Here is an 18,649-nt window from a genome sequence, read left to right on the forward strand (position 1 = left end):
AGTCTTGCCAGCTGAGCCACCCTCTCCCCAACCCTCTCCCGCAAGCGGGAGAGGGGGCGCAGCGAGATTGCCGATGCAGCGGCGCCCAATCATACGCTACAGCGACACGCCCGGCGGAATGTCCGCCTCGGTCACGCCCACCAGCTCCATGTTGGTGATGATTGCATTGCGGATGAAGCCGAGGCCCTTGTTGAAGTCGATCCAGGTGTTGACGTAATCGCGCCAGGTCTTGTCGGTCTCGCGGCGGAAGCCGGCATTGGAGGTGGTGGCGAAGATCGGCGTCGGCAGCACGAGCTGGCAGAGCGAGGGATTCTTCTTCAGCACGGTCAGCGACAGCATGGTGATCAGGCACTGCGCGTCGACGCGGCCGGTCTGGAGTGCGGCGGTGGCATCGTCCGCGGTCTTCAGCCGCGTGATCTGCGCCTTCGGCGTCAGGCGGCTGACGACCTGGTCGTGCGAGGAGCCCTGGTCGACCGCGATCTTGATGTCGGGCGAGTTCAGCTCGGCCCAGCTCTTCGGCTTGAAGTCCTTCTTGCAGAGGATGGCGAAGGCGTTGTTGAAAACCGGCACCGAGAAGTCCACGACCAGCGCGCGTTTCGGCGTCGGGTTGAGGCCGAAGAAGATGTCGATCTTGTTGGCCTGCAGATCGAGCACCGAATTGCCCCAGGTGGTTTCGGTGATCTCAAGCTCGGCCTCCATGTCGTCGGCGAGCCCCTTGGCGATGTCGATGTAAAAACCCTTCCACTGGCCGGATGCGAGATCCTTCATGTAGTAGGGCGCGCCGCCGCCGACCGCGCCGATCCGCATCTTCTTGGTCCGGCGGATGCGGGCGAAGGTCGATTCGTTCGGATCGGCCGCCTGCGCCACGGCCGGGGAGGCCAGCGCCCCCGCGGCCGCTGCACCAATGGCACCAAGTCCGACAATCGATGCAACATCACGACGTGTAACCATTGGGATCAATCGCTTTTCTGGTTGGATGGAGTTCCGCCAATCGTTCTTAGCAAGGTGGTCCCAGCAGCGAAAGCACAGCCTATCGGCTGGGCAGATCTGGAATTGCCCGGATGCTGGGCAAACTCAACCGGTTCAAGCCGATACCCGCTTGCTTTCCGCTCCCTTTGGCCCCAAATAGGGACCGGGAGATTGGCGGTGGACGAGCCACTCGCCAACCGGGTCAGGTCCGGAAGGAAGCAGCCCTAACGAGGTCTGGATCGGGTCGCTCGTCAGTCTCCTACCTGTTTTTCCGAGCGAATTGCGCCGGCGGCCTCCCGCTGGCGCGCTCCTTTCCGCAAAAGCCGGCCGAGAGAGATTTCATTGCGGATCGACCGATGACCGACGCTGGCGCCCCTCCCAATTCCGACAGCGCCAGCCAGGCTGGCTTCGCACTCGGCGCCGAGCCGGGCACGCCCTACCGGGTGCTGGCGCGCAAATACCGTCCTTCCTCTTTCGATGATCTGATCGGCCAGGAGGCCGTGGTCCGCACCGTCTCCAACGCGTTCGAGACAGGGCGCATTCCGCAGGCCTGGATTCTCACCGGCGTCCGCGGGGTCGGCAAGACCACCACTGCGCGTATTCTGGCCCGTGCGCTCAACTATGAGATGCCGGATGGTTCGGTGAAGGGCCCGACCATCCACATGCCGACGTTAGGGGTGCACTGCCAGGCGATCATGGAAAGCCGGCACATGGACGTGCTGGAGATGGACGCCGCGTCGCATACCGGCGTCGACGACGTCCGCCAGATCAATGACAGCGTGCGTTATGCCCCCGCCAGCGCCCGCTACAAGGTCTACATCATCGACGAAGTCCACATGCTGTCGACGGCGGCGTTCAACGCCTTCCTGAAGACGCTGGAGGAGCCGCCGGAGCACGCCAAGTTCGTGTTCGCCACGACGGAGATTCGTAAGGTTCCAGTCACGGTGCTGTCGCGCTGCCAGCGCTTTGACCTGCGCCGGGTCGAGGCCGACGTGCTGATGAAGCACCTCGCCAACATCGCGGCCAAGGAAAGCGTCGAGATCGAGCCGGAGGCGCTCGGCATCATCGCGCGTGCCGCCGAAGGCTCGGTGCGCGATTCGCTGTCGCTGCTCGACCAGGCGATCGCGCATGCGGCGGGGCAGGTGCAGGCCGATGCCGTCAGGCAGATGCTGGGCCTCGCCGATCGCACCCGTGTCATCGATCTCTTCGATTCGCTGACGCGCGGCGACATCGCGGCCGCCTTTAAGGAGTTCCGCGACCAGTACGACGTCGGCGCCGATCCCATCGTCGTGCTTTCGGACCTCGCCGAATTCGTCAATTTCGTCACCCGCGTGAAGATAGTGCCGGCAACCGCCGACAACGTCGCCTATGGCGAGACCGAGCGGGTGCGCGCGAAGGATTTCGCTTCGAAGATCTCGATGCGCGTGCTGTCGCGGATGTGGCAGATGCTGCTCAAGGGCATCACCGAGGTGCAGGCCGCGACGCGTCCCGCCGCGGCCGCCGAAATGGTGCTGGTGCGCATTGCCTATGTCGCCGACCTGCCGACGCCGGACGAAGCGATCCGGATGCTGGAGCAGAACGGCGGCGGCTCGCCGATCGTGAGCGGCGCCAGCGCCGCGCGCAGCGCGCCTTCGGCGCCGGTTGCTTCCACGGCCCCAGTTCGCATGCCGACATCCTCGCCGTCCTCGTTCGGCGGTGGCGCTGCCCGGCCGCAGATGGCGGCGCCCGCGCCCGATCCGCAAGGCGCAACGCCGGTGCTGCGCGTCACCAGTTTCACCCAGCTCGTTGCGCTGGCGGGGCAGAAGCGCGACCTCCTCACCAAGGGCGCGCTCGAAGGCGACATGCGCCTCGTCCGCTTCGAGGAAGGTAGGCTGGAGGTCGCGCTCGAGCCTAACGCCTCCAAGACCATGATCTCCGAGCTCGCGAAGAAGTTCGAGCTGTGGACCGGTCGCCGCTGGACCGTGATCGTCTCCAACGAGCAGGGCCAGCCGACGCTGCGCTCGGTGAACCAGGCCGCGAAGCAGGAGCATGCGCGCACCGCCGAGGCCGACCCGCGCGTGCAGGAGGTGCTGTCGCGTTTCCCCGGTGCGAAGGTCGTCGAGGTCCGCAGGCTTGCCCCCGAGACGCCGGAAACCAATATTAACTCGGACTATGGCAGTGACGATCCGCTAGAGGGTTCCGACGGCGACGATCTCTAGCGCATGATCCGGACCCGAAGGGCCGCGTAGCGAAAAGTGCGAAGCGGTTTTCCGATAAGATCATGCGCAAACAATATGCTAAGGCACGATGATGATTCATAGCGCCTTAGCCTCTTTCAAGGACACGCGAGCTATGGCTGATTTTCTCGGCATGATGAAGCAGGCGGCGCAGCTGCAATCCAAGATGCAGGAGATGCAGGACCAGCTCGCCAACGTCGAGGTTGAAGGCATCTCCGGCGGCGGCCTCGTCGCCGTGCGCATGACCGCGAAGATGGACGTCAAGGGCATCAAGATCGATCCCTCGCTGATGAAGGCGGAAGAGCGCGAGGTGCTGGAAGACCTGCTCGTCACCGCCTTCGGTGATGCCCGCCGCAAGGCGGAGACTGCGATGCAGGAGAAGATGCAGGCCCTCACCGGCGGGCTCGGCCTGCCGCCGGGGCTGTTCGGCCAGTAAGATGGGCGCTGTTGCAGGTCCTGAAATCGAGCGGCTGGTCCAGCTGCTCGCGCGGCTGCCGGGCCTCGGCCCGCGCTCGGCGCGACGTGCGGCGCTGCATCTGATCAAGAAGCGCGAGGCGCTGATGATGCCGCTGTCGTCGGCATTGCAGGTCGCGCTCGACAAGGTCGAGGTATGCAAGACCTGCGGCAACATCGACACGCAAAACCCCTGTACCGTCTGCACCGATCCAAAGCGCGATCCCTCCATCATCGTCGTCGTCGCCGACGTCGCCGACCTCTGGGCGCTGGAGCGGGCCAATGCCACCCAGGGGCGCTATCACGTGCTCGGCGCGACATTGTCGCCGCTCGACGGCGTCGGCCCGCAGGATCTCACCATCGACGCGCTGGTGGCGCGCGCGCATGATTCGCAGGTGCAGGAGATCATCCTGGCGCTGAATGCGACGGTGGACGGCCAGACCACGGCGCATTACATCACCGACCTGCTTCAGGACGCCAATGTGAAGGTGACGCGGCTCGCCCATGGTGTTCCTGTCGGCGGCGAGCTTGATTATCTCGATGAAGGTACGCTATCGGCTGCGATGCGGCAGCGCACCCTGTTCTAGCCATCCAGACTTTACGGAACGGACGACATGACGAAACTTTTCGCCACACGATTGGCTTTGGTCGCGACGATGATGGTGCTGGTGAGCCCGGCCATCTCCGCGCAGCAGGGCGACGAGACGCCGCCGCCGTCCAAGCCCGGCAAGCCGATCAACACCGGCGACGTGCTCTCCGGCGAGCTGAATGCGATGAAGGTGCGCGACGTCAAGAACGGCAAGCGCGTCGCGACTTATCAGATCACCTCCGAGCCGCGCCGCCTGCCGCCGCCGAACGGGCTATGCAATCTCGAGACCGCCCCCGAAACCTTCCAGCTCGTCACCTCCAGCGACGCGCAGGCCGCGCAGTTGAAATCGTTCGTCGGCAAGGAGATCTCGGTCAAGGTCGACGAGATCGCCTGCGCCAGCGATGCCGGCCAGATGAGCGAGGCCGTGATCACGAAGTGGAGTTTGATCAAGAAGCAGTAGGCTCGCGACGCTTTCTCCGTCATCATTGCGAGGAGCAAGCTGCCGTAGGGTGGGCAAAGGCGCAAAGCGCCGTGCCCACCATCTTTCGTCAATCGCGCTGAAGGTTGGTGGGCACGCTTTGCTTTGCCCATCCTACGGCATCGCGGGCGTGGCGCTCGCGGTATCAAACCCTCACCGGCCCCAGCGTCTCGAAATGCCCGCGCTTCTGCAGCCAGGCCAGCAGCACCAGGCTCGGGATCGCCACCAGCACGCAGATCACGAAGAACAGCGCCCAGCCGGTCGTATCAGCCACGAAGCCGGCGCCTGATGACAGATACGTTCGTCCCACCGCCGCAAGCGCGGTGAGCAGCGCGTATTGCGTCGCCGTGTGCAGCGGGTTCCTGCACAGGGCGGAGAGGTAGGCGACGAAGATCACGGTGCCGATGGCGCTGGTGAAGTTCTCGGCCGTGATGGCGAAGGCGAGCGCCCATTGGCTGGTGCCGACGAACGCCAGCCAGGAGAACGAAAGATTGGCGAGCGCCTGCACCACGCCGCCGATCCAGAGGCTGGTCGCCAGCGAATAACGCCGCGCGACAAAACCGCCGGCAAAGCCGCCGATCAGCGTCGCGGCGAGCCCGACGCCCTTCACGATCGCCGCATAGTCGTTGCGGGAGAAGCCGAGGTCGATCACGAACGGCGCCGTCATCGTGCCGGAGAAGGCATCGGTGAACTTGAACAGCACCACGAAAGCGAGCGCGGCGAGCGCGTCCTTGCGGGAGAGGAATTCGGCGAAGGCGCCGATCGCGGCCTGAACGACGCGAGCGAAGGCCGGCTCTGCGTGCGTCGCCGCTTCCGCCTTTGTCGATTGCTCAGGCTCGGTTGCGACGAGCGCCGTGAGCGTCCCGATCAGCACCATCGCGGCCATCACCACGTAGCCCCACATCCAGGCCGAGTGTCGCGTAATGCCGGTGCCCTCGAAGCCGGAGACGATGAACAGCGCGCCCGCGGTCGACACCAGCATGCCGATACGATAGGCCGCGACATAAGCGGCCATTCCGGCCGCCTGCTCGCTCTCCGGCAGGCTCTCGACGCGGAAGGCATCGACCACGATGTCCTGGGTCGAGGACGTGGTCGCGACCAGCAGCGCGCCGAGCGCGACGTAGAACGGCGAGCGCGCAGGATCGGTCATCGCCAGCAGCAGGATGGCGATGATTAGCAGCAGCTGCGAGAACAAGAGCCAGCCACGCCGCCGCCCGAAGATGCGGGTGAACAGCGGCACATGGATCGCATCCACCAGCGGCGCCCACAAAAATTTCAGCGTGTAGGGCGTGCCGACCAGCGCAAACAGCCCGATAGTCTTGAGATCGACCCCGACCTCCCGCATCCACACCAGCAACGTCGAACCCGACAGCGCCAGCGGCAGGCCTGAGGAGAAGCCGAGGAACAGCACGATCAGCACCCGCGGTTGCAGGTACACGGCAAGGCTGTCACGCCAGGAGGCAGCGGTGGCGCCAGCGGAGGAGGTCGCGTCGGGTGCGGTCATGGGGTGGTATTAGCAGATTCTAGGGGCGCTGCCTCTTCTCCCTCTCCCCCGTTCTTACGGGGAGAGGGTTGGGGTAAGGGGCCTCTCGCCACATTTGAACTCGTCGAGGGACCTGTACCCCTCACCCGGATTGCGCCGGACGATGCTTCGCATCGCCGGTGGCAATCCGACCTCTCCCCGCAAGCGGGGAGAGGTGAAGACGTCACTCCCCCGCCTGGAGCTTCCTCGGAAACAGCTCCGGCGCACCGGTGGCCACCAAATGTGGGCCTTCGGGCGCATCCGCCTTGCTGAAATCGAGCTCCTCGATTCGCCCGGCGCGCTTCTCGATCTTGTCGGCGGAGATCAGCACCTGCCGCACGTCCTCGTTGACGTCGGCAAAATGCTTTTGCAGCTTCAGCACGCGGTCGCGCAGGCGGCCCAAATCGTCGCCCAGCTTGATCACCTCGGTGCGGATCTGGTCGGCGGCATCGCGCATGCGCGCGTCCTTCATGATCTGCTGCATGACTTGGATCGCGAGCATCAGCAACGAGGGCGACACCAGCACGACGCGGGCGCGATAGGCCTTCTGGATCACGTCGTCGAAGCCGTCATGGATCTCGGCGTAGACCGATTCCGACGGCACGAACATCAGCGCCATCTCCTGGGTCTCGCCGGTGACGAGATATTTTTCGGCGATGTCGCTGACGTGCTTCATCACGTCGCCGCGCAGCCGCTGCGTGGCGAAGCGCCGCTCCTCGTCGGTGCGGGCGTCGTGCAGCGCGGTCATCGCCTCCAGCGGAAATTTCGCATCGATGCAGAGCGGGCGTTGGTCCGGCAGGAACACGACGCAATCGGGCCGCCTGCCGGTCGAGAGCGTGAACTGGAACTCGTACGAGCCCTTGGGCAATCCGTCCTGGACGATTGCTTCCATTCGCGCCTGGCCGAAGGCCCCGCGCGACTGCTTGTTGGCGAGCACGTCGCGCAGGGTCGTCACCTGCGTGGTGAGGTCGGTGAGGTTCTTGTGCGCACTGTCGATGATGCCGAGCCGCTCATGCAGCGCGCGCAGGCTCTCCATGGTGTTGCGGGTCGAATGTTCCATGGACTGGCCGACGCGATGCGTCACCGAATCCAGCCGCTCGTTGACCGCCCGCGCCATCTCGGCCTGGCGGCCGGCCAGCGCCTGGGTCATGGCGTCGACCCGGCCCGAGGCCTCGCTCTGGGCCCGCAGCACCTCGCTCAGGCGCTCCTCGAGCTCGTCGGCCCGGATCGCATGCGCCATCGCGAGTTCCGCGCCGCGCCGCCCGGAGCGCGCGATCACGACGGCAATCACTACCAGCAGGATGAGGATAAGGGCGCCGAAGCCGATCAGCGCATCGATCGTGCGCACCGGCCAGTCGCCCAGCATGACAATGATCTCGTTCATGCGTCCCCTTCTACCCGATTCGCCGGAATGCGCGAACGAAGAGGGAACGTCGGTGGTTAACGACCCACTAATTTTTATGGTTAACGAAAGCTGAAGTTTTATGGTTAGCGGAGGGTTAACGAAGTTCCTGGCCGGATTGACCGCATCCGGCGCGCAGCTTAAATCGCCGCCATGGCCCTCAGAGAAATCATCATCCTGCCCGACAAGCAGCTGCGTCTGATCTCCAAGCCGATCGAGAAGGTCACGCCGGAGATCCGCAAGCTTGCCGACGACATGTTCGAGACCATGTATGACGCGCCCGGCATCGGCCTCGCGGCGATCCAGGTCGCGCAGCCGCTGCGGCTGATCACCATGGACCTCGCCAAGCGCGACGAGAACGGCGAGACCAAGCACGAGCCGCGTGTCTTCATCAACCCGGAGATTCTCTCCTCTTCGGAGGAACTTTCGGTGTACGAGGAAGGCTGCCTGTCGATCCCCGAATATTACGAGGAGGTCGAGCGTCCCGCGAAGGTGCGTGTGCGCTTCACCGACCTCGACGGCAAGGTGCACGAGGAGGATGCCGAAGGCCTCTATGCCACCTGCATCCAGCACGAGATCGATCATCTCAACGGCGTGTTGTTCGTCGACTATCTGTCGAAGCTCAAGCGCGACCGCGTGATGAAGAAGTTCGAGAAAGCCGCTAAGCGCGCGGGGGAGTAACCACGTCCTCCGCCGTCATGCCCGGCCAAAAGCGCGAAGCGCGTCTTCAAGCCCAAAAGCGCGAAGCGCGTCTTCAAGCTAACGTGCCGGACATCCGCGTTCTTCGTCCGTCGAGTGAGAAAGAACGTGGATGGCCGGGACAAGCCCGGCCATGACGAGTACTCTGTTCCTTTCCGAGGATTGTCTCGTCCCATGCCCCTCCGCCTGATCTTCATGGGCACGCCCGATTTCTCCGTGCCGACGCTGCTCGAGCTGGTCGCGCATGGCCACGAGATCGCGGCCGTCTACACCCGCGCGCCGAAGCCCGGCGGGCGCCGCGGCCTGCAATTGCAGCCCACGCCGGTCGAGGAAGCTGCGCGAAAACTCGGCGTTCCCGTGCTGACGCCGAAGACGTTGAAGACGCCGGAAGCGCTCGACGAATTTCGCGCCTACGATGCCGATGCTGCGGTCGTCGTCGCCTACGGCATGATCCTGCCGCAGGCCATCCTCGATGCACCAAAACTCGGCTGCTACAATCTGCACGCTTCGCTGTTGCCGCGCTGGCGCGGCGCCGCGCCGATCAATCGCGCCATCATGGCAGGCGATGCCGAGAGCGGCGTGATGGTGATGAAGATGGATGTCGGCCTCGACACCGGCGACGTCGCCATGGCCGAACGGCTAGCGATCACGGACAGCATGACCGCGGCCGATCTGCACGATCGCCTCTCCCGGCTCGGTGCCGATTTGATGGTCCGCGCCATGGCCGCGCTCGGACGCGGCGGGCTTCAGCTCAAAAAGCAGAGCGAGGACGGCGTCACCTATGCCGCCAAGATCGACAAGGCCGAGGCGCGGATCGACTGGACGAAACCTGCACGCGCGGTGCTGCGCCACATCCACGGCCTGTCGCCGTTCCCCGGTGCCTGGGCCGAGCTCGCGGACGTCAGCGAGAATGCGCGCGTCAAAATCCTGCGATGTGAATTGGCGAACGGCTCAGCTGCGCCCGGCGAGGTGCTCGACGACCACCTCACCATCGCCTGCGGCGAGGGTGCGATCCGCATCATCGAGCTCCAGCGCGAAGGCAAGGCCCGGATGCAGGCCGCTGACTTTTTGCGGGGCGTGCCGCTGAAGGCGGGATCGAAGTTCAGCTGACGCTGTCATACCCGGCGAAAGCGGAGTATCCAGTACGCCGAGGCGTCTCGGTCGAACGGAGCTGTCTCAGAGTACTGGATCATCCGCCTTCGCGGATGATGACACCACCCGGATTGAGATGCCCCGCTACAAGCTCACCATCGAATATGACGGCGCGCCGTTCTGCGGCTGGCAGGTGCAGGAAACGCTGCCCTCGGTGCAGGGCGCGCTGGAAGCTGCCGTCAAGGCGATGACCGGCGCGGACGCGCGGGTGCATGGGGCCGGCCGCACCGATGCCGGCGTGCACGCGCTTGGCCAAGTCGCGCATGTCGACATCGCGAAGCAATTTGCGCCGGATCGTTTTCGCGACGGGCTCAATGCGCATCTGCGCCCGCATCCGGTCGCGGTGCTCGAGGCCGAGATCGTCCCCGAGACCTTCGAGGCGCGCTTCTCGGCCATCAAGCGCCATTACCGCTACCGCATCGTCAACACCCGCGCCAATCTCACTCTCGACGTCGGCCACGCCTGGCGCGTGCCGCGCCGGCTCGACGCCGACGCGATGCATGCGGCTGCACAACGCCTGCTCGGCAAGCACGATTTCACCACGTTCCGCGATACCGAGTGCCAGGCCAAGTCGCCGGAGAAGACGCTCGACCAGCTCGACGTCGCGCGCGATGGCCGCGAGATCACGATTCTCACCTCGGCGCGCTCGTTCCTGCACAGCCAGGTGCGCTCGATGGTGGGCTCGCTGGTCTGGGTCGGGGAGGGGCGCTGGACCGCGGACGATCTCTCCGCAGCCTTAGCTGCCCGCAACCGCGCCGCCTGCGGCATCGTCGCCCCGCCGGAGGGGCTGTATCTGGTGAAGGTGGATTATTGACTCTGATGCCGCCACTGGCGTCATGGCCGGGCTTGTCCAGGCCATCCACGATCTTTCTTGTCCGAGGCGCCGAAGAACGTGGATGCCCGGGACAAGCCCGGGCATGACGGTAGAGGGTTTGGCGAGAATTAGCACCTCACCCAAAATACCGCGCCAAAATCCCCCGATACACCTGCGTCAGCTTCTCCAGATCCGTCACCGGCACGCGCTCGTCGATCTGGTGCATGGTCTGGCCGACCAGGCCGAACTCGATCACCGGGCAGTAGCTGGAGATGAACCGCGCATCCGACGTACCCCCGCTCGTCGACAGCTCCGGCTTGCGGCCGGTCACCTCCTCGATCGCGGAGACCGCGAGATCGGTGAATGGCCCGGGCTTGGTCACGAACACGTTGGAGTTCGAGGGCTCCCAGACGATGCGGGCGCGGATGCGGTTGCCGCAGGCTTTGGCGAGGCGCGTCTCGACCAATTCGCGCAGGCTCGCCTGGGTGTGGTTGTCGTTGTAGCGGATGTTGAATTTCGCGCGGGCCTCGCCGGGGATGACGTTGCTGGCCTTGTTGCCGACGTCGACCGAGGTGAACTCGAGGTTGGAAGCCTGGAACTGGGCGCTGCCATGGTCGAGCGGCTCGTCGGAGATCGCCACGATCAGTCGCGCGATATCAGGCACCGGGTTGGAGGCGCGATGTGGATAGGCGACATGGCCCTGCACGCCGTCGACATAGAGCGTGCCCGATTGTGAGCCACGGCGGCCGACCTTGATGGTGTCGCCGAGCGTCTCGACGTTGGAGGGCTCGCCCAGCACGCAATGGTCGAACTTTTCGCCGCGCTCGGCGGCCCATTTCAGCAGCTTGATGGTGCCATTGATGGAGACGTCCTCCTCATCGCCGGTGATCAGGAAGGAGATTGAACCCGAGCCCGATTTTTGGCCGTCGGCGCGCGGCTTGCCGCCATTGGCGGCGAGATGCTCCAGCACCGCGGCGACCGAGCAAGCGATGCCGCCCTTCATGTCGACCGCGCCGCGGCCGTGCAGGAAACCGTCCTTCACCTCGCCCGAGAATGCGCCGACGCTCCAGGCGCTCTCGTCGCCGGGCGGCACCACGTCGGTGTGGCCGGCAAAGGTGATGTGCGGGCCCTCGCTGCCGATCCGCGCATAGAGATTGTCGACGTCGGCGGTGCCGGGTTCGCTGAACGTCACGCGGTGACAAATGAAGCCGGCGGCGCTGAGAGCTTTTTCAAGCACCCCGAGTGCACCGGCATCGGCCGGGGTTACCGAGGGGCAGCGGATAAGATCGCGGGCAATGGAGAGAGCATCGGTCATGCGCGTCCGATCAATCCCGCAGCAGCTCGTTGATGCTGGTCTTGGACCGCGTGCGCTCGTCGACGCGCTTGACGATGACGGCGCAGGCGGCGCTTGGGCCGGGCTGGCCGTTCTTCATCGGCTTGCCGGGCAGGGCGCCGGGCACCACGACCGAATATTCAGGCACTTCGCCCATGAAGATTTCGCCGGTCTCGCGATCGACGATCTTGGTCGAGGCGCCCAGGAACACGCCCATCGCCAGCACCGCGCCCTTGCGCACGATCACGCCTTCGGCGACCTCGCTGCGCGCGCCGATGAAGCAGTCGTCCTCGATGATCACGGGCTCGGCCTGGAGCGGCTCGAGCACGCCGCCGATGCCGGCGCCGCCGGAGATGTGCACGCGCTTGCCGATCTGGGCGCAGGAGCCGACGGTGGCCCAGGTGTCGACCATGGTGCTCTCATCGACATAGGCGCCGAGATTGACGAAGGACGGCATCAGCACGACGTTCTTGGCAATGAAGGCCGAGCGGCGCACGATGGAGCCGGGGACGGCACGGAAACCGGCATCGCGAAAACGGTTCTCGCCCCAGCCTTCGAACTTCGAGGGCACCTTGTCCCACCAGGTCGCCTTGCCCGATCCGCCGGGAATGACGCCCATGTCGTTGAGGCGGAAGGACAGCAGCACGGCCTTCTTCAGCCATTGATTGACCTTCCACTTGCCGTCGCTGCCGCGCTCGGCAACACGCGCCTCGCCCTTGTCCAGAATCTCCAGCGCCTGATCCACGGCCTCGCGCACCTCGCCCTTGGTCGTGGTCGAGATGCCGTCACGCGCATCGAAGGCGCTGTTGATGGTGGATTCCAGGGCGGACAGGGACATCGGAGGCTTCCTCAAAACCGGAGTTATCTGCGGGAAATCGAGGGGGCTTTTTCGGGATTTGGACGAGGAGAGTCAAGAAGGCTCTCGGCCTTGTTCCGGATGGCGCCGACGCACCCGGAACGTGAGCGGGGGCCTGCCCCTCAGGGATCGAGGCCGGCGACGATGCTCTCGCAAACGTCGGCCAGTTCGTCGCCAAGCGCAGCAAGCGCCGGCGATCGATATCGCGCAAAGGCTTTGCCGGGATCGAGCCAGCGCAGTTCGGTTCGTCCTTCGCGGAAGCCGATAACTGCGAACTTCAGGGGGACTTCGAGCAAGGCCGCCGAATCGGCCGCCAGCAGACGCGACATCAGGCGCGGGTGAAAGAACAGGATCTGCCGAGCCGGGCCGATGTCGTATCCGCCGCGATGCAGCAGCATCTGCGGATTGATCTCGTGCAGCACCCAGAGATCGGCAGCGAGGATTCTGTCTTTGAGGCGCGTCACGATCTCCTCGACCGGCAGCGTCGAGGAGAGGGCGCGTTGGAAAGAAGTTGCCGCGGTGCCGCTCTCGGAAAAGGCGACAGTCTGAAGGGCCGCCTTCGTCATCGGACCGCCGCTGGGCTCGCCGCATGGTTCGCCTCGAATGCATCGAGCGTGCGGGCGGAATACACCAGCGCGGCGCCCGCTCCGATCGCGATCGCGACGCCAAGTGCTTCCGCGAGCTCTTCGCGGCTCGCGCCGTGCCGGGTCGCAGCTTCGGCATGGACGGCGATACAGCCATCGCAGCGTGCGGTCACCGCGGCGGCGAGCGCGATCAGCTCGCGGGTCTTGTCGCCGAGCCGGCTGCTCTGTGCGCCCGCGGCGCTGAGCGCGCGATAACCCTTCACCGTCTCCGGGTTGAGCTTGCCGACGTCACCGATGCGCGCCAGCAGTTCGCCTTGATAGGTCTTCCAGTCCAACATTGCAGATCTCCTCGATTGCGGGGGCTCGGGAGACGACATAGGCGGCAGCTGCGCCGATGCCCATCGGCTGCCGGCGTATGATCCCTATACGCGGACCGGAGATCGTCAGCGGAGCCGACGCGTGCGCTCGGCGAGGAAGTCCACAACACCGCGCACCCGGGGAATCCCGCGCGTGTCGCGGTGGAATCCGAGCCACACATCGCGGCTCGGAACAGGGGCCGGCGTCTCGATTGCGCGCAGCTGCGGATATGCGCCGGCGAGACGTGCCGGCAGACAAACCAGGCCGGCGCCGGCAACGGCCGCCGCCGCCTGGCCGTCGCGGCTGTTGCTGCGAAAGGCAATGTGGGCGTGTGCCAAATGGTGGCGGAGCCACTTTGTCTCGGCGACGCTTTCGGCAAGCGCCGCGTTCATGGCGATGACCGTGGCGCCGGCGCCGCCTTGCCGAAAATCCGGGAGACCTTTCGCTTTGAGGTAGCCGGGCGCCGCATAGAGGCCGAACGGAAGGCTGCCGATCTTGCGTTGCATCAGCCCCTCCTGCTCGAAGCGTCCGAAACGCACGGCAATATCGGTCTCGCGTCGGGTCAGGCTTAGCGCCTCGGTGTCGGTGACGAGCTCAATGTTCATTTCGGGATGCAGGGTGCAGAACTCGGCAAGCAGGGGCGACAGAACCCGCGCGCCCAGCCATTCGGCGGAGGTCACGCGGATCGTTCCACTGAGCCCGGCGCTGCTACCGGTCGCTATCCGCTCGGCAGCAAGAGCTGCGTCTTCCATCCTGTCGGCATAGTCGAGGATTTGCCGCCCGGTGTCGGTGAGCTCGAGGCCGGACGGCCTTCGTTGAAACAGCACGGCGCCAAGCTTCTTCTCGAACAGTTCGAGTCGGCGGCTCATGGTCGGCTGCGTCGTGCCGAGGCTGCGCGCCGCGCCGGACAGGCTCTTCTCGCGAGCCAGGGTCAGGAAATAGCGCAGATCGTCCCATTCGATGGCGGGTAGGCCTGGCGGTTTCCGGGACACGTTCGCTCCTTGCATGGTCGCGCTCAGGCGGCGGCGAGCGATTGCAAAAACCCCGTCAGATCATCCGTGACGTGGTCGACATGGACGGCGTCTCGGCCCTCCAGCTCCCAGTCCTCGCGCACCACCTCCTTGGTGCCGTCGGGCACCACCAGCACCGTGGTCATGCCGAGTTCGTGCGGTACGGCGAGGTTGCGCGCGAGGTCCTCGAACATCGCGGCGCGGGTCGGATCGACTGCATGGTCGCTCAGGAACTTCCGGTAGGTCTGCGGCGCCGGCTTTGGCTCGAACTCGGCGGCGATGATGTCGAATACGCCGTCGAAATGCGTTGCGAAGCCGAGCCGCGCCAGCACTGCATCGACATGGTCGACCGAGCCGTTGGTCAGGATCAGCTTGCGCCCCGGCAGCCCGGCGATGGCTGCACCGAGCGCCGGGTTCGGCTCCAGCGGCGAATGGTCGATCTTGTGGACGTAGGCAAGGTAGTCGTCGGCGGAGACGCCGTGCAGGGTCATCATGCCGCGCATGGTGGTGCCGAAGCGCAGGTAATAGTCCTTCTGGATCTTGCGCGCCTCCTCGGGCGTCACGTTCAGCCAGCTCGACACGAACTCGCCGATCCGCGCATCGACCTGCTGCCACAGATTGACGTGATGCGGATAGAGCGTGTTGTCGAGATCGAACACCCAGGTGTCGACATGGGCGAAGGTGCGGGGAGTCGTCACAATGATTCTCTCAACTCGTCGTCCCGGCGAAGGCCGGGACCCATACTCCGTGACCCATCAATCGGGTACTCTCGTCGTCGTTCTTCGCCAAACGCAATTCGGTGGTTATGGGTCCTGGCCCCCCGTGCGCAATGGCGCACTAGGCCAGGACGACGACGGAGTGTGTAGCGCCGTCGTCATCCCCACCCATCACGGCAGCGCAAACCGCAGCGTCTTGCCTCCGCTCGACATGTCCACCGCGCCAAAACCGGTCGCGGCGAAGCCGCGCGCGCCGCAATCGGTCTGCTCGCTCGTCTCGAACTTGGTCTCGCGCGTGCAGAGCTGCTTGTCGCCGCCCCAGTTCAGCGGCCGGTCCTTCAGCTTGATGACGCGGTTGTCGGCGTCGACCGCTTCCGCGAAGCTGAAGATCTGCCTGGGCTGGCCGGTCACATCAGGATGCAGGCACGTCTTGGGATCGATGCGATACCAGCCGCGGCTCGTCACCGACTTGCCGTCGTCGCTCGCGACTGCCGCCATCACCTTGTGCGGCGTGTCGTTGCACCAGGTGAGGCCGGTCGCGGAGGGCGTCTGCACCGCATCGACCATGGTCTTGAACACATTCGGCGACGAGACGACGTCGGACGACAGCCCGCGGCTCTTCAGGAAGGCGGCCAGCGCTGCTTGCGTCTTCGGCCCGTCGACGCCGTCGATCGCGCCGACATCGTAACCCGCGATCACCAGCAGCCGCTGGATGCCGGCAAGGCGCGCCTGCTCGTCGTCATATTCGGAATCCTCGGCGAGATAGGCAATGAGGTTGCCGTCCGCGCCTTGTGTCGGCGTCACCTGCGTAAAGGCGGCCTGGGCCTGGCCGCTGCGGCATTGCCGTGCCGCCGCAATGACGAAATTATCCTGCGCCACGCACAGCATGTCGCGGCCGTTCTGCGGGATCGGGGAGGCGCCATAGACGCCGAGCGCGCGGGCGTTGAGCAGGATGCGGTCGGCCGTCAGCGTGCCCTGCACCACCACGCGGCAGGTGGCGGGATCGATCCTGAACCAGCCCCGCGTCGCGGTCGCCGCCTTGTCGTCGATGCCGATCGCGGCCTCGACGACATAGGACATGCGGTTGCAGATCTTGAGGTCGGCGAGAGCTGGCGCGGAGGAGAAGAAGAACGAGACGGCTGCGGCGGGCAGCGTCATCAGGAAGCGGGTCAGGGGAGGACGGCGAGGCTGCCGCTCTCTCCGCTCGTCATGCCCGGCCTTGTGCCGGGCATCCACGTTCTTGGCGCGCAACGAAAGATCGTGGATGGCCGGGACATCTTCGCGAAGACGCGCTTCGCGCTCTTGCCCGGCCATGACGGCTTTCTTTGTCCGCTCCCGCTTCACTTGTGGATCAGCGTTCCCGTGCCCTGGTTGGTGAAGAGCTCGAGCAGTACCGCATGCTGCATCTTGCCGTCGATGATGACGACGCCCTGCACGCCCTGTTCGAGCGCGTAGATGCAGGTCTCGACCTTCGGGATCATGCCGCCGGAAATGGTGCCGTCGGCGATCAGCTTTCGCGCGTCCTTGACGGACAATTGCGGGATCAGCTTCTTGGACTTGTCGAGCACGCCTGGCACGTCGGTGAGCAGCAGGAGACGCTTGGCCTTCAGCGCGCCGGCAACGGCACCGGCAAACGTGTCGGCGTTGACGTTCAGGGTCTGGCCTTCTTTGGAGGTTGCGAGTGGTGCCAGCACCGGGATCAGCTCGTAGCCGATCAGCTGGTTGAGCAAAGTGAGGTCGACCTTCTCGGGGTCGCCGACGAAGCCGAGATCGATCGCCTTCTCGATGTTCGAGCCCGGATCGATGATGGTCCGCGTCGTCTTCGACGCTTTCACCATGTTACCGTCCTTGCCCGACAGGCCCACGGCCTTGCCGCCGGCTTCGTTGATGTAGCCGACGATCTGCTTGTTGACGGAGCCGGCGAGCACCATCTCGACGATCTCGATGGTCGCGGCATCGGTGATGCGCAGGCCTGCGGCGAATTCCGAGGCGATGCCGAGGCGCTTGAGCATGGTCGCGATCTGCGGCCCACCGCCATGCACCACCACCGGATTGATCGCGGTCTGCTCCAGCAGCACGATGTCGCGGGCAAAGTTCCTGGCGGTCTCCTCGTCGCCCATGGCATGGCCGCCATATTTGATGACGATGGTTTCCTCGTCATACTGCTGCATGTGCGGCAGCGCTTCGGACAGGATGCGGGCCTGGTCGAGCGGGGAGATGTCGGTCATGAGGCGGATCTCGCTGGCGGGACTAACGCGGCCTGCGTTCTATCTGATTGGCGGGCGCGGCGCAAAGTGTGGCGTTCGCTCTTACCCTCCCCTGGAGGGGGAGGGTCGATCGCGCGTAGCGCGAGCGGGGTGGGGTGATCTCTCCGCGAAGAGCAGTGCCCGAGTGGAGAGATCACCCCACCCCGGCTCACATTTCGCTTCGCTCAATATGAGCCGACCCTCCCCCTCCAGGGGAGGGTAAGAGCGAGCGTCACTTCTTCGCCACCGCCGCCGCCACACTCACCGCCAACCAGCCCAAGATCATTATCGTCCCACCCGTCGGCGCCGCGTAGGGAAACAGCGCGTGCCCTGCATATTGCCGCAAGGTCAGGTCACCCGCGAACAATGCGGCGCCAGCTGCGAAGCCGAACGCGGCGGCAAGTCCAATTCCGCCGTGCAGAAGGCCGCGCGCGAGCAGCGCGACGGTCGCAAGTATGGCAGTTGCATGAAACAGCAGCATGGCGCTGGCCGTTGCCAGCCGGCTCGCATCGGCGCCATGCGCGGAGGCGGCCGCCAGCGCGACGCCGGCGGCGCCCATCAAACCGGCAAGCCCAATCAGCAGGCGTTGCGCCGCCATCACGAGGCCCGCTCCTCCAAGAGCTTCGCCATCGCGGCGCGCAAGCCCTCCATGCCGGTCGAGCTCCGCGACGAGGTCGCGAGCACGTTCGGGAACGCGGCTGGGTGCTTGGCCAGCGCAGCCTCGGTCTCGGCGATGCGCGCCTGCAGCTCGGAGGCCTTCACCTGGTCGGCCTTGGTCAGCACGATCTGGTAGCTGACCGCGGAGCGGTCGAGCGTCTTCAGGACTTCGAGATCGACGTCCTTGATTCCATGCCGCGCGTCGATCAGCACATAGACGCGCGCGAGTGAGGCACGTCCCAGCAGGAATTTGTGGATCAGCTCGGTCCAGGACGCGACCTGGCTCTTGGGCGCCTTGGCATAGCCGTAGCCGGGCATGTCGACGAGGCGCAGGTCACTCTTCCCGGGGACCTCGAAGAAGATCAGCTCCTGGGTGCGGCCGGGCGTATGCGAGGTGCGCGCCAGCGCATTGCGGCCGGTCAGCGCGTTGATGAGACTGGACTTGCCGACATTGGAGCGTCCCGCAAAGGCGATCTCCAGCCCGGCCATCGGCGGCAGCGTGGCAATCGAGGGCGAGGCCCAGATGAACTGCCAGTCGCGGGCGAACAGTTTTCGCCCGGCCTCGATCAGTCGCTCGTCGGTCTTGTCGTTCATGC

General features: G+C 65.3%; 20 protein-coding genes and 1 other RNA gene. 8 read left to right on the top strand and 13 right to left on the bottom strand.

Features of this window, described 5'->3' with window-relative positions; translation table 11 throughout:
• Positions 1–96: 96 nt before the first annotated feature.
• Positions 97–951 carry a transporter substrate-binding domain-containing protein gene (locus tag XH85_RS04225; RefSeq protein WP_128930880.1) on the bottom strand — a complete coding sequence of 285 codons (855 nt, stop codon included), beginning with the start codon at positions 949–951 and terminating at the stop codon, positions 97–99.
• 184 nt (positions 952–1,135) lie between these two features.
• Between XH85_RS04225 and ffs the strand changes: the two genes are divergently transcribed.
• The 5 genes from ffs (at position 1,136) to XH85_RS04250 (ending at position 4,687) form a co-directional block, all read left to right on the top strand.
• An RNA gene (ffs, locus tag XH85_RS04230) (signal recognition particle sRNA small type) lies at positions 1,136–1,232 on the top strand.
• 93 nt (positions 1,233–1,325) lie between these two features.
• Positions 1,326–3,167, top strand: a complete 1,842-nt coding sequence (locus XH85_RS04235; RefSeq protein ID WP_128930881.1) for a DNA polymerase III subunit gamma/tau — start codon at positions 1,326–1,328, stop codon at positions 3,165–3,167.
• Between the two features lie 133 nt (positions 3,168–3,300).
• A complete protein-coding gene (locus tag XH85_RS04240; RefSeq protein WP_128930882.1) occupies positions 3,301–3,621 on the top strand; it encodes a YbaB/EbfC family nucleoid-associated protein in 321 nt (106 codons plus the stop codon).
• 1 nt (position 3,622) lies between these two features.
• A complete protein-coding gene (gene recR / locus XH85_RS04245; RefSeq protein ID WP_091887285.1) occupies positions 3,623–4,225 on the top strand; it encodes a recombination mediator RecR in 603 nt (200 codons plus the stop codon).
• A 27-nt stretch (positions 4,226–4,252) separates the two neighbouring features.
• Positions 4,253–4,687, top strand: coding sequence for a hypothetical protein (locus XH85_RS04250; protein WP_128930883.1), 435 nt, complete (start codon positions 4,253–4,255; stop codon positions 4,685–4,687).
• A gap of 163 nt (positions 4,688–4,850) precedes the next feature.
• On the opposite strand, the gene XH85_RS04255 is transcribed toward XH85_RS04250, so the two are convergent.
• Both XH85_RS04255 and XH85_RS04260 read right to left on the bottom strand, forming a co-directional pair.
• Positions 4,851–6,209, bottom strand: coding sequence for an AmpG family muropeptide MFS transporter (locus XH85_RS04255; protein WP_128930884.1), 1,359 nt, complete (start codon positions 6,207–6,209; stop codon positions 4,851–4,853).
• Positions 6,210–6,411: 202 nt separating this feature from the next.
• Complete coding sequence (locus XH85_RS04260) at positions 6,412–7,611, bottom strand: DNA recombination protein RmuC (RefSeq protein WP_128930885.1); 1,200 nt, start codon at positions 7,609–7,611, stop codon at positions 6,412–6,414.
• A 171-nt stretch (positions 7,612–7,782) separates the two neighbouring features.
• On the opposite strand from XH85_RS04260, the gene def reads away from it, so the two are divergent.
• The 3 genes from def (at position 7,783) to truA (ending at position 10,294) form a co-directional block, all read left to right on the top strand.
• On the top strand, positions 7,783–8,310 hold the full coding sequence (gene def, locus XH85_RS04265; protein WP_091887295.1) for a peptide deformylase: 528 nt from the start codon (positions 7,783–7,785) through the stop codon (positions 8,308–8,310).
• A gap of 192 nt (positions 8,311–8,502) precedes the next feature.
• Entirely contained in the window at positions 8,503–9,438 is a 936-nt protein-coding gene (gene fmt, locus XH85_RS04270; protein ID WP_128930886.1) for a methionyl-tRNA formyltransferase, read from the top strand.
• 118 nt (positions 9,439–9,556) lie between these two features.
• The gene (gene truA / locus XH85_RS04275) at positions 9,557–10,294 is read left to right on the top strand and encodes a tRNA pseudouridine(38-40) synthase TruA (protein ID WP_128930887.1); all 738 of its coding nucleotides are present in this window, start codon (positions 9,557–9,559) and stop codon (positions 10,292–10,294) included.
• 136 nt (positions 10,295–10,430) lie between these two features.
• Here the strand turns inward: truA and dapE are convergent, their stop codons facing one another.
• The 10 genes from dapE to yihA all read right to left on the bottom strand — a co-directional run bounded on the left by dapE (position 10,431) and on the right by yihA (position 18,647).
• On the bottom strand, positions 10,431–11,609 hold the full coding sequence (gene dapE, locus XH85_RS04280; protein ID WP_128930888.1) for a succinyl-diaminopimelate desuccinylase: 1,179 nt from the start codon (positions 11,607–11,609) through the stop codon (positions 10,431–10,433).
• Positions 11,610–11,619: 10 nt separating this feature from the next.
• Positions 11,620–12,465 (bottom strand): 2,3,4,5-tetrahydropyridine-2,6-dicarboxylate N-succinyltransferase, encoded by an 846-nt coding sequence (gene dapD, locus XH85_RS04285; protein WP_128930889.1) that lies wholly within the window; start codon positions 12,463–12,465, stop codon positions 11,620–11,622.
• Positions 12,466–12,605: 140 nt separating this feature from the next.
• On the bottom strand, positions 12,606–13,049 hold the full coding sequence (locus tag XH85_RS04290; RefSeq protein ID WP_128930890.1) for a DUF302 domain-containing protein: 444 nt from the start codon (positions 13,047–13,049) through the stop codon (positions 12,606–12,608).
• On the bottom strand, positions 13,046–13,405 hold the full coding sequence (locus tag XH85_RS04295; protein ID WP_128930891.1) for a carboxymuconolactone decarboxylase family protein: 360 nt from the start codon (positions 13,403–13,405) through the stop codon (positions 13,046–13,048). The genes XH85_RS04290 and XH85_RS04295 overlap by 4 nt, the downstream gene beginning before the upstream one ends.
• 105 nt (positions 13,406–13,510) lie before the next feature.
• Positions 13,511–14,416, bottom strand: a complete 906-nt coding sequence (locus XH85_RS04300) for a LysR family transcriptional regulator (protein ID WP_206734370.1) — start codon at positions 14,414–14,416, stop codon at positions 13,511–13,513.
• Positions 14,417–14,439: 23 nt separating this feature from the next.
• Positions 14,440–15,132, bottom strand: coding sequence for a pyrimidine 5'-nucleotidase (locus XH85_RS04305; RefSeq protein ID WP_128930893.1), 693 nt, complete (start codon positions 15,130–15,132; stop codon positions 14,440–14,442).
• A 189-nt stretch (positions 15,133–15,321) separates the two neighbouring features.
• Complete coding sequence (locus XH85_RS04310) at positions 15,322–16,308, bottom strand: DUF1036 domain-containing protein (RefSeq protein ID WP_164934882.1); 987 nt, start codon at positions 16,306–16,308, stop codon at positions 15,322–15,324.
• A gap of 182 nt (positions 16,309–16,490) precedes the next feature.
• Positions 16,491–17,378 carry an acetylglutamate kinase gene (argB, locus tag XH85_RS04315; protein ID WP_128930895.1) on the bottom strand — a complete coding sequence of 296 codons (888 nt, stop codon included), beginning with the start codon at positions 17,376–17,378 and terminating at the stop codon, positions 16,491–16,493.
• 250 nt (positions 17,379–17,628) lie between these two features.
• Positions 17,629–17,994: a DUF423 domain-containing protein gene (locus tag XH85_RS04320; protein WP_164939772.1), complete on the bottom strand. Its 366-nt coding sequence runs from the start codon at positions 17,992–17,994 to the stop codon at positions 17,629–17,631.
• Positions 17,994–18,647, bottom strand: coding sequence for a ribosome biogenesis GTP-binding protein YihA/YsxC (yihA, locus tag XH85_RS04325; RefSeq protein ID WP_128930897.1), 654 nt, complete (start codon positions 18,645–18,647; stop codon positions 17,994–17,996). Before yihA ends, XH85_RS04320 begins: the two co-directional genes overlap by 1 nt.
• Between the last annotated feature and the right edge of the window lie 2 nt (positions 18,648–18,649).

This window comes from Bradyrhizobium zhanjiangense (assembly GCF_004114935.1).
In the GTDB taxonomy this organism is placed as follows: Bacteria; Pseudomonadota; Alphaproteobacteria; order Rhizobiales; family Xanthobacteraceae; genus Bradyrhizobium; species Bradyrhizobium zhanjiangense.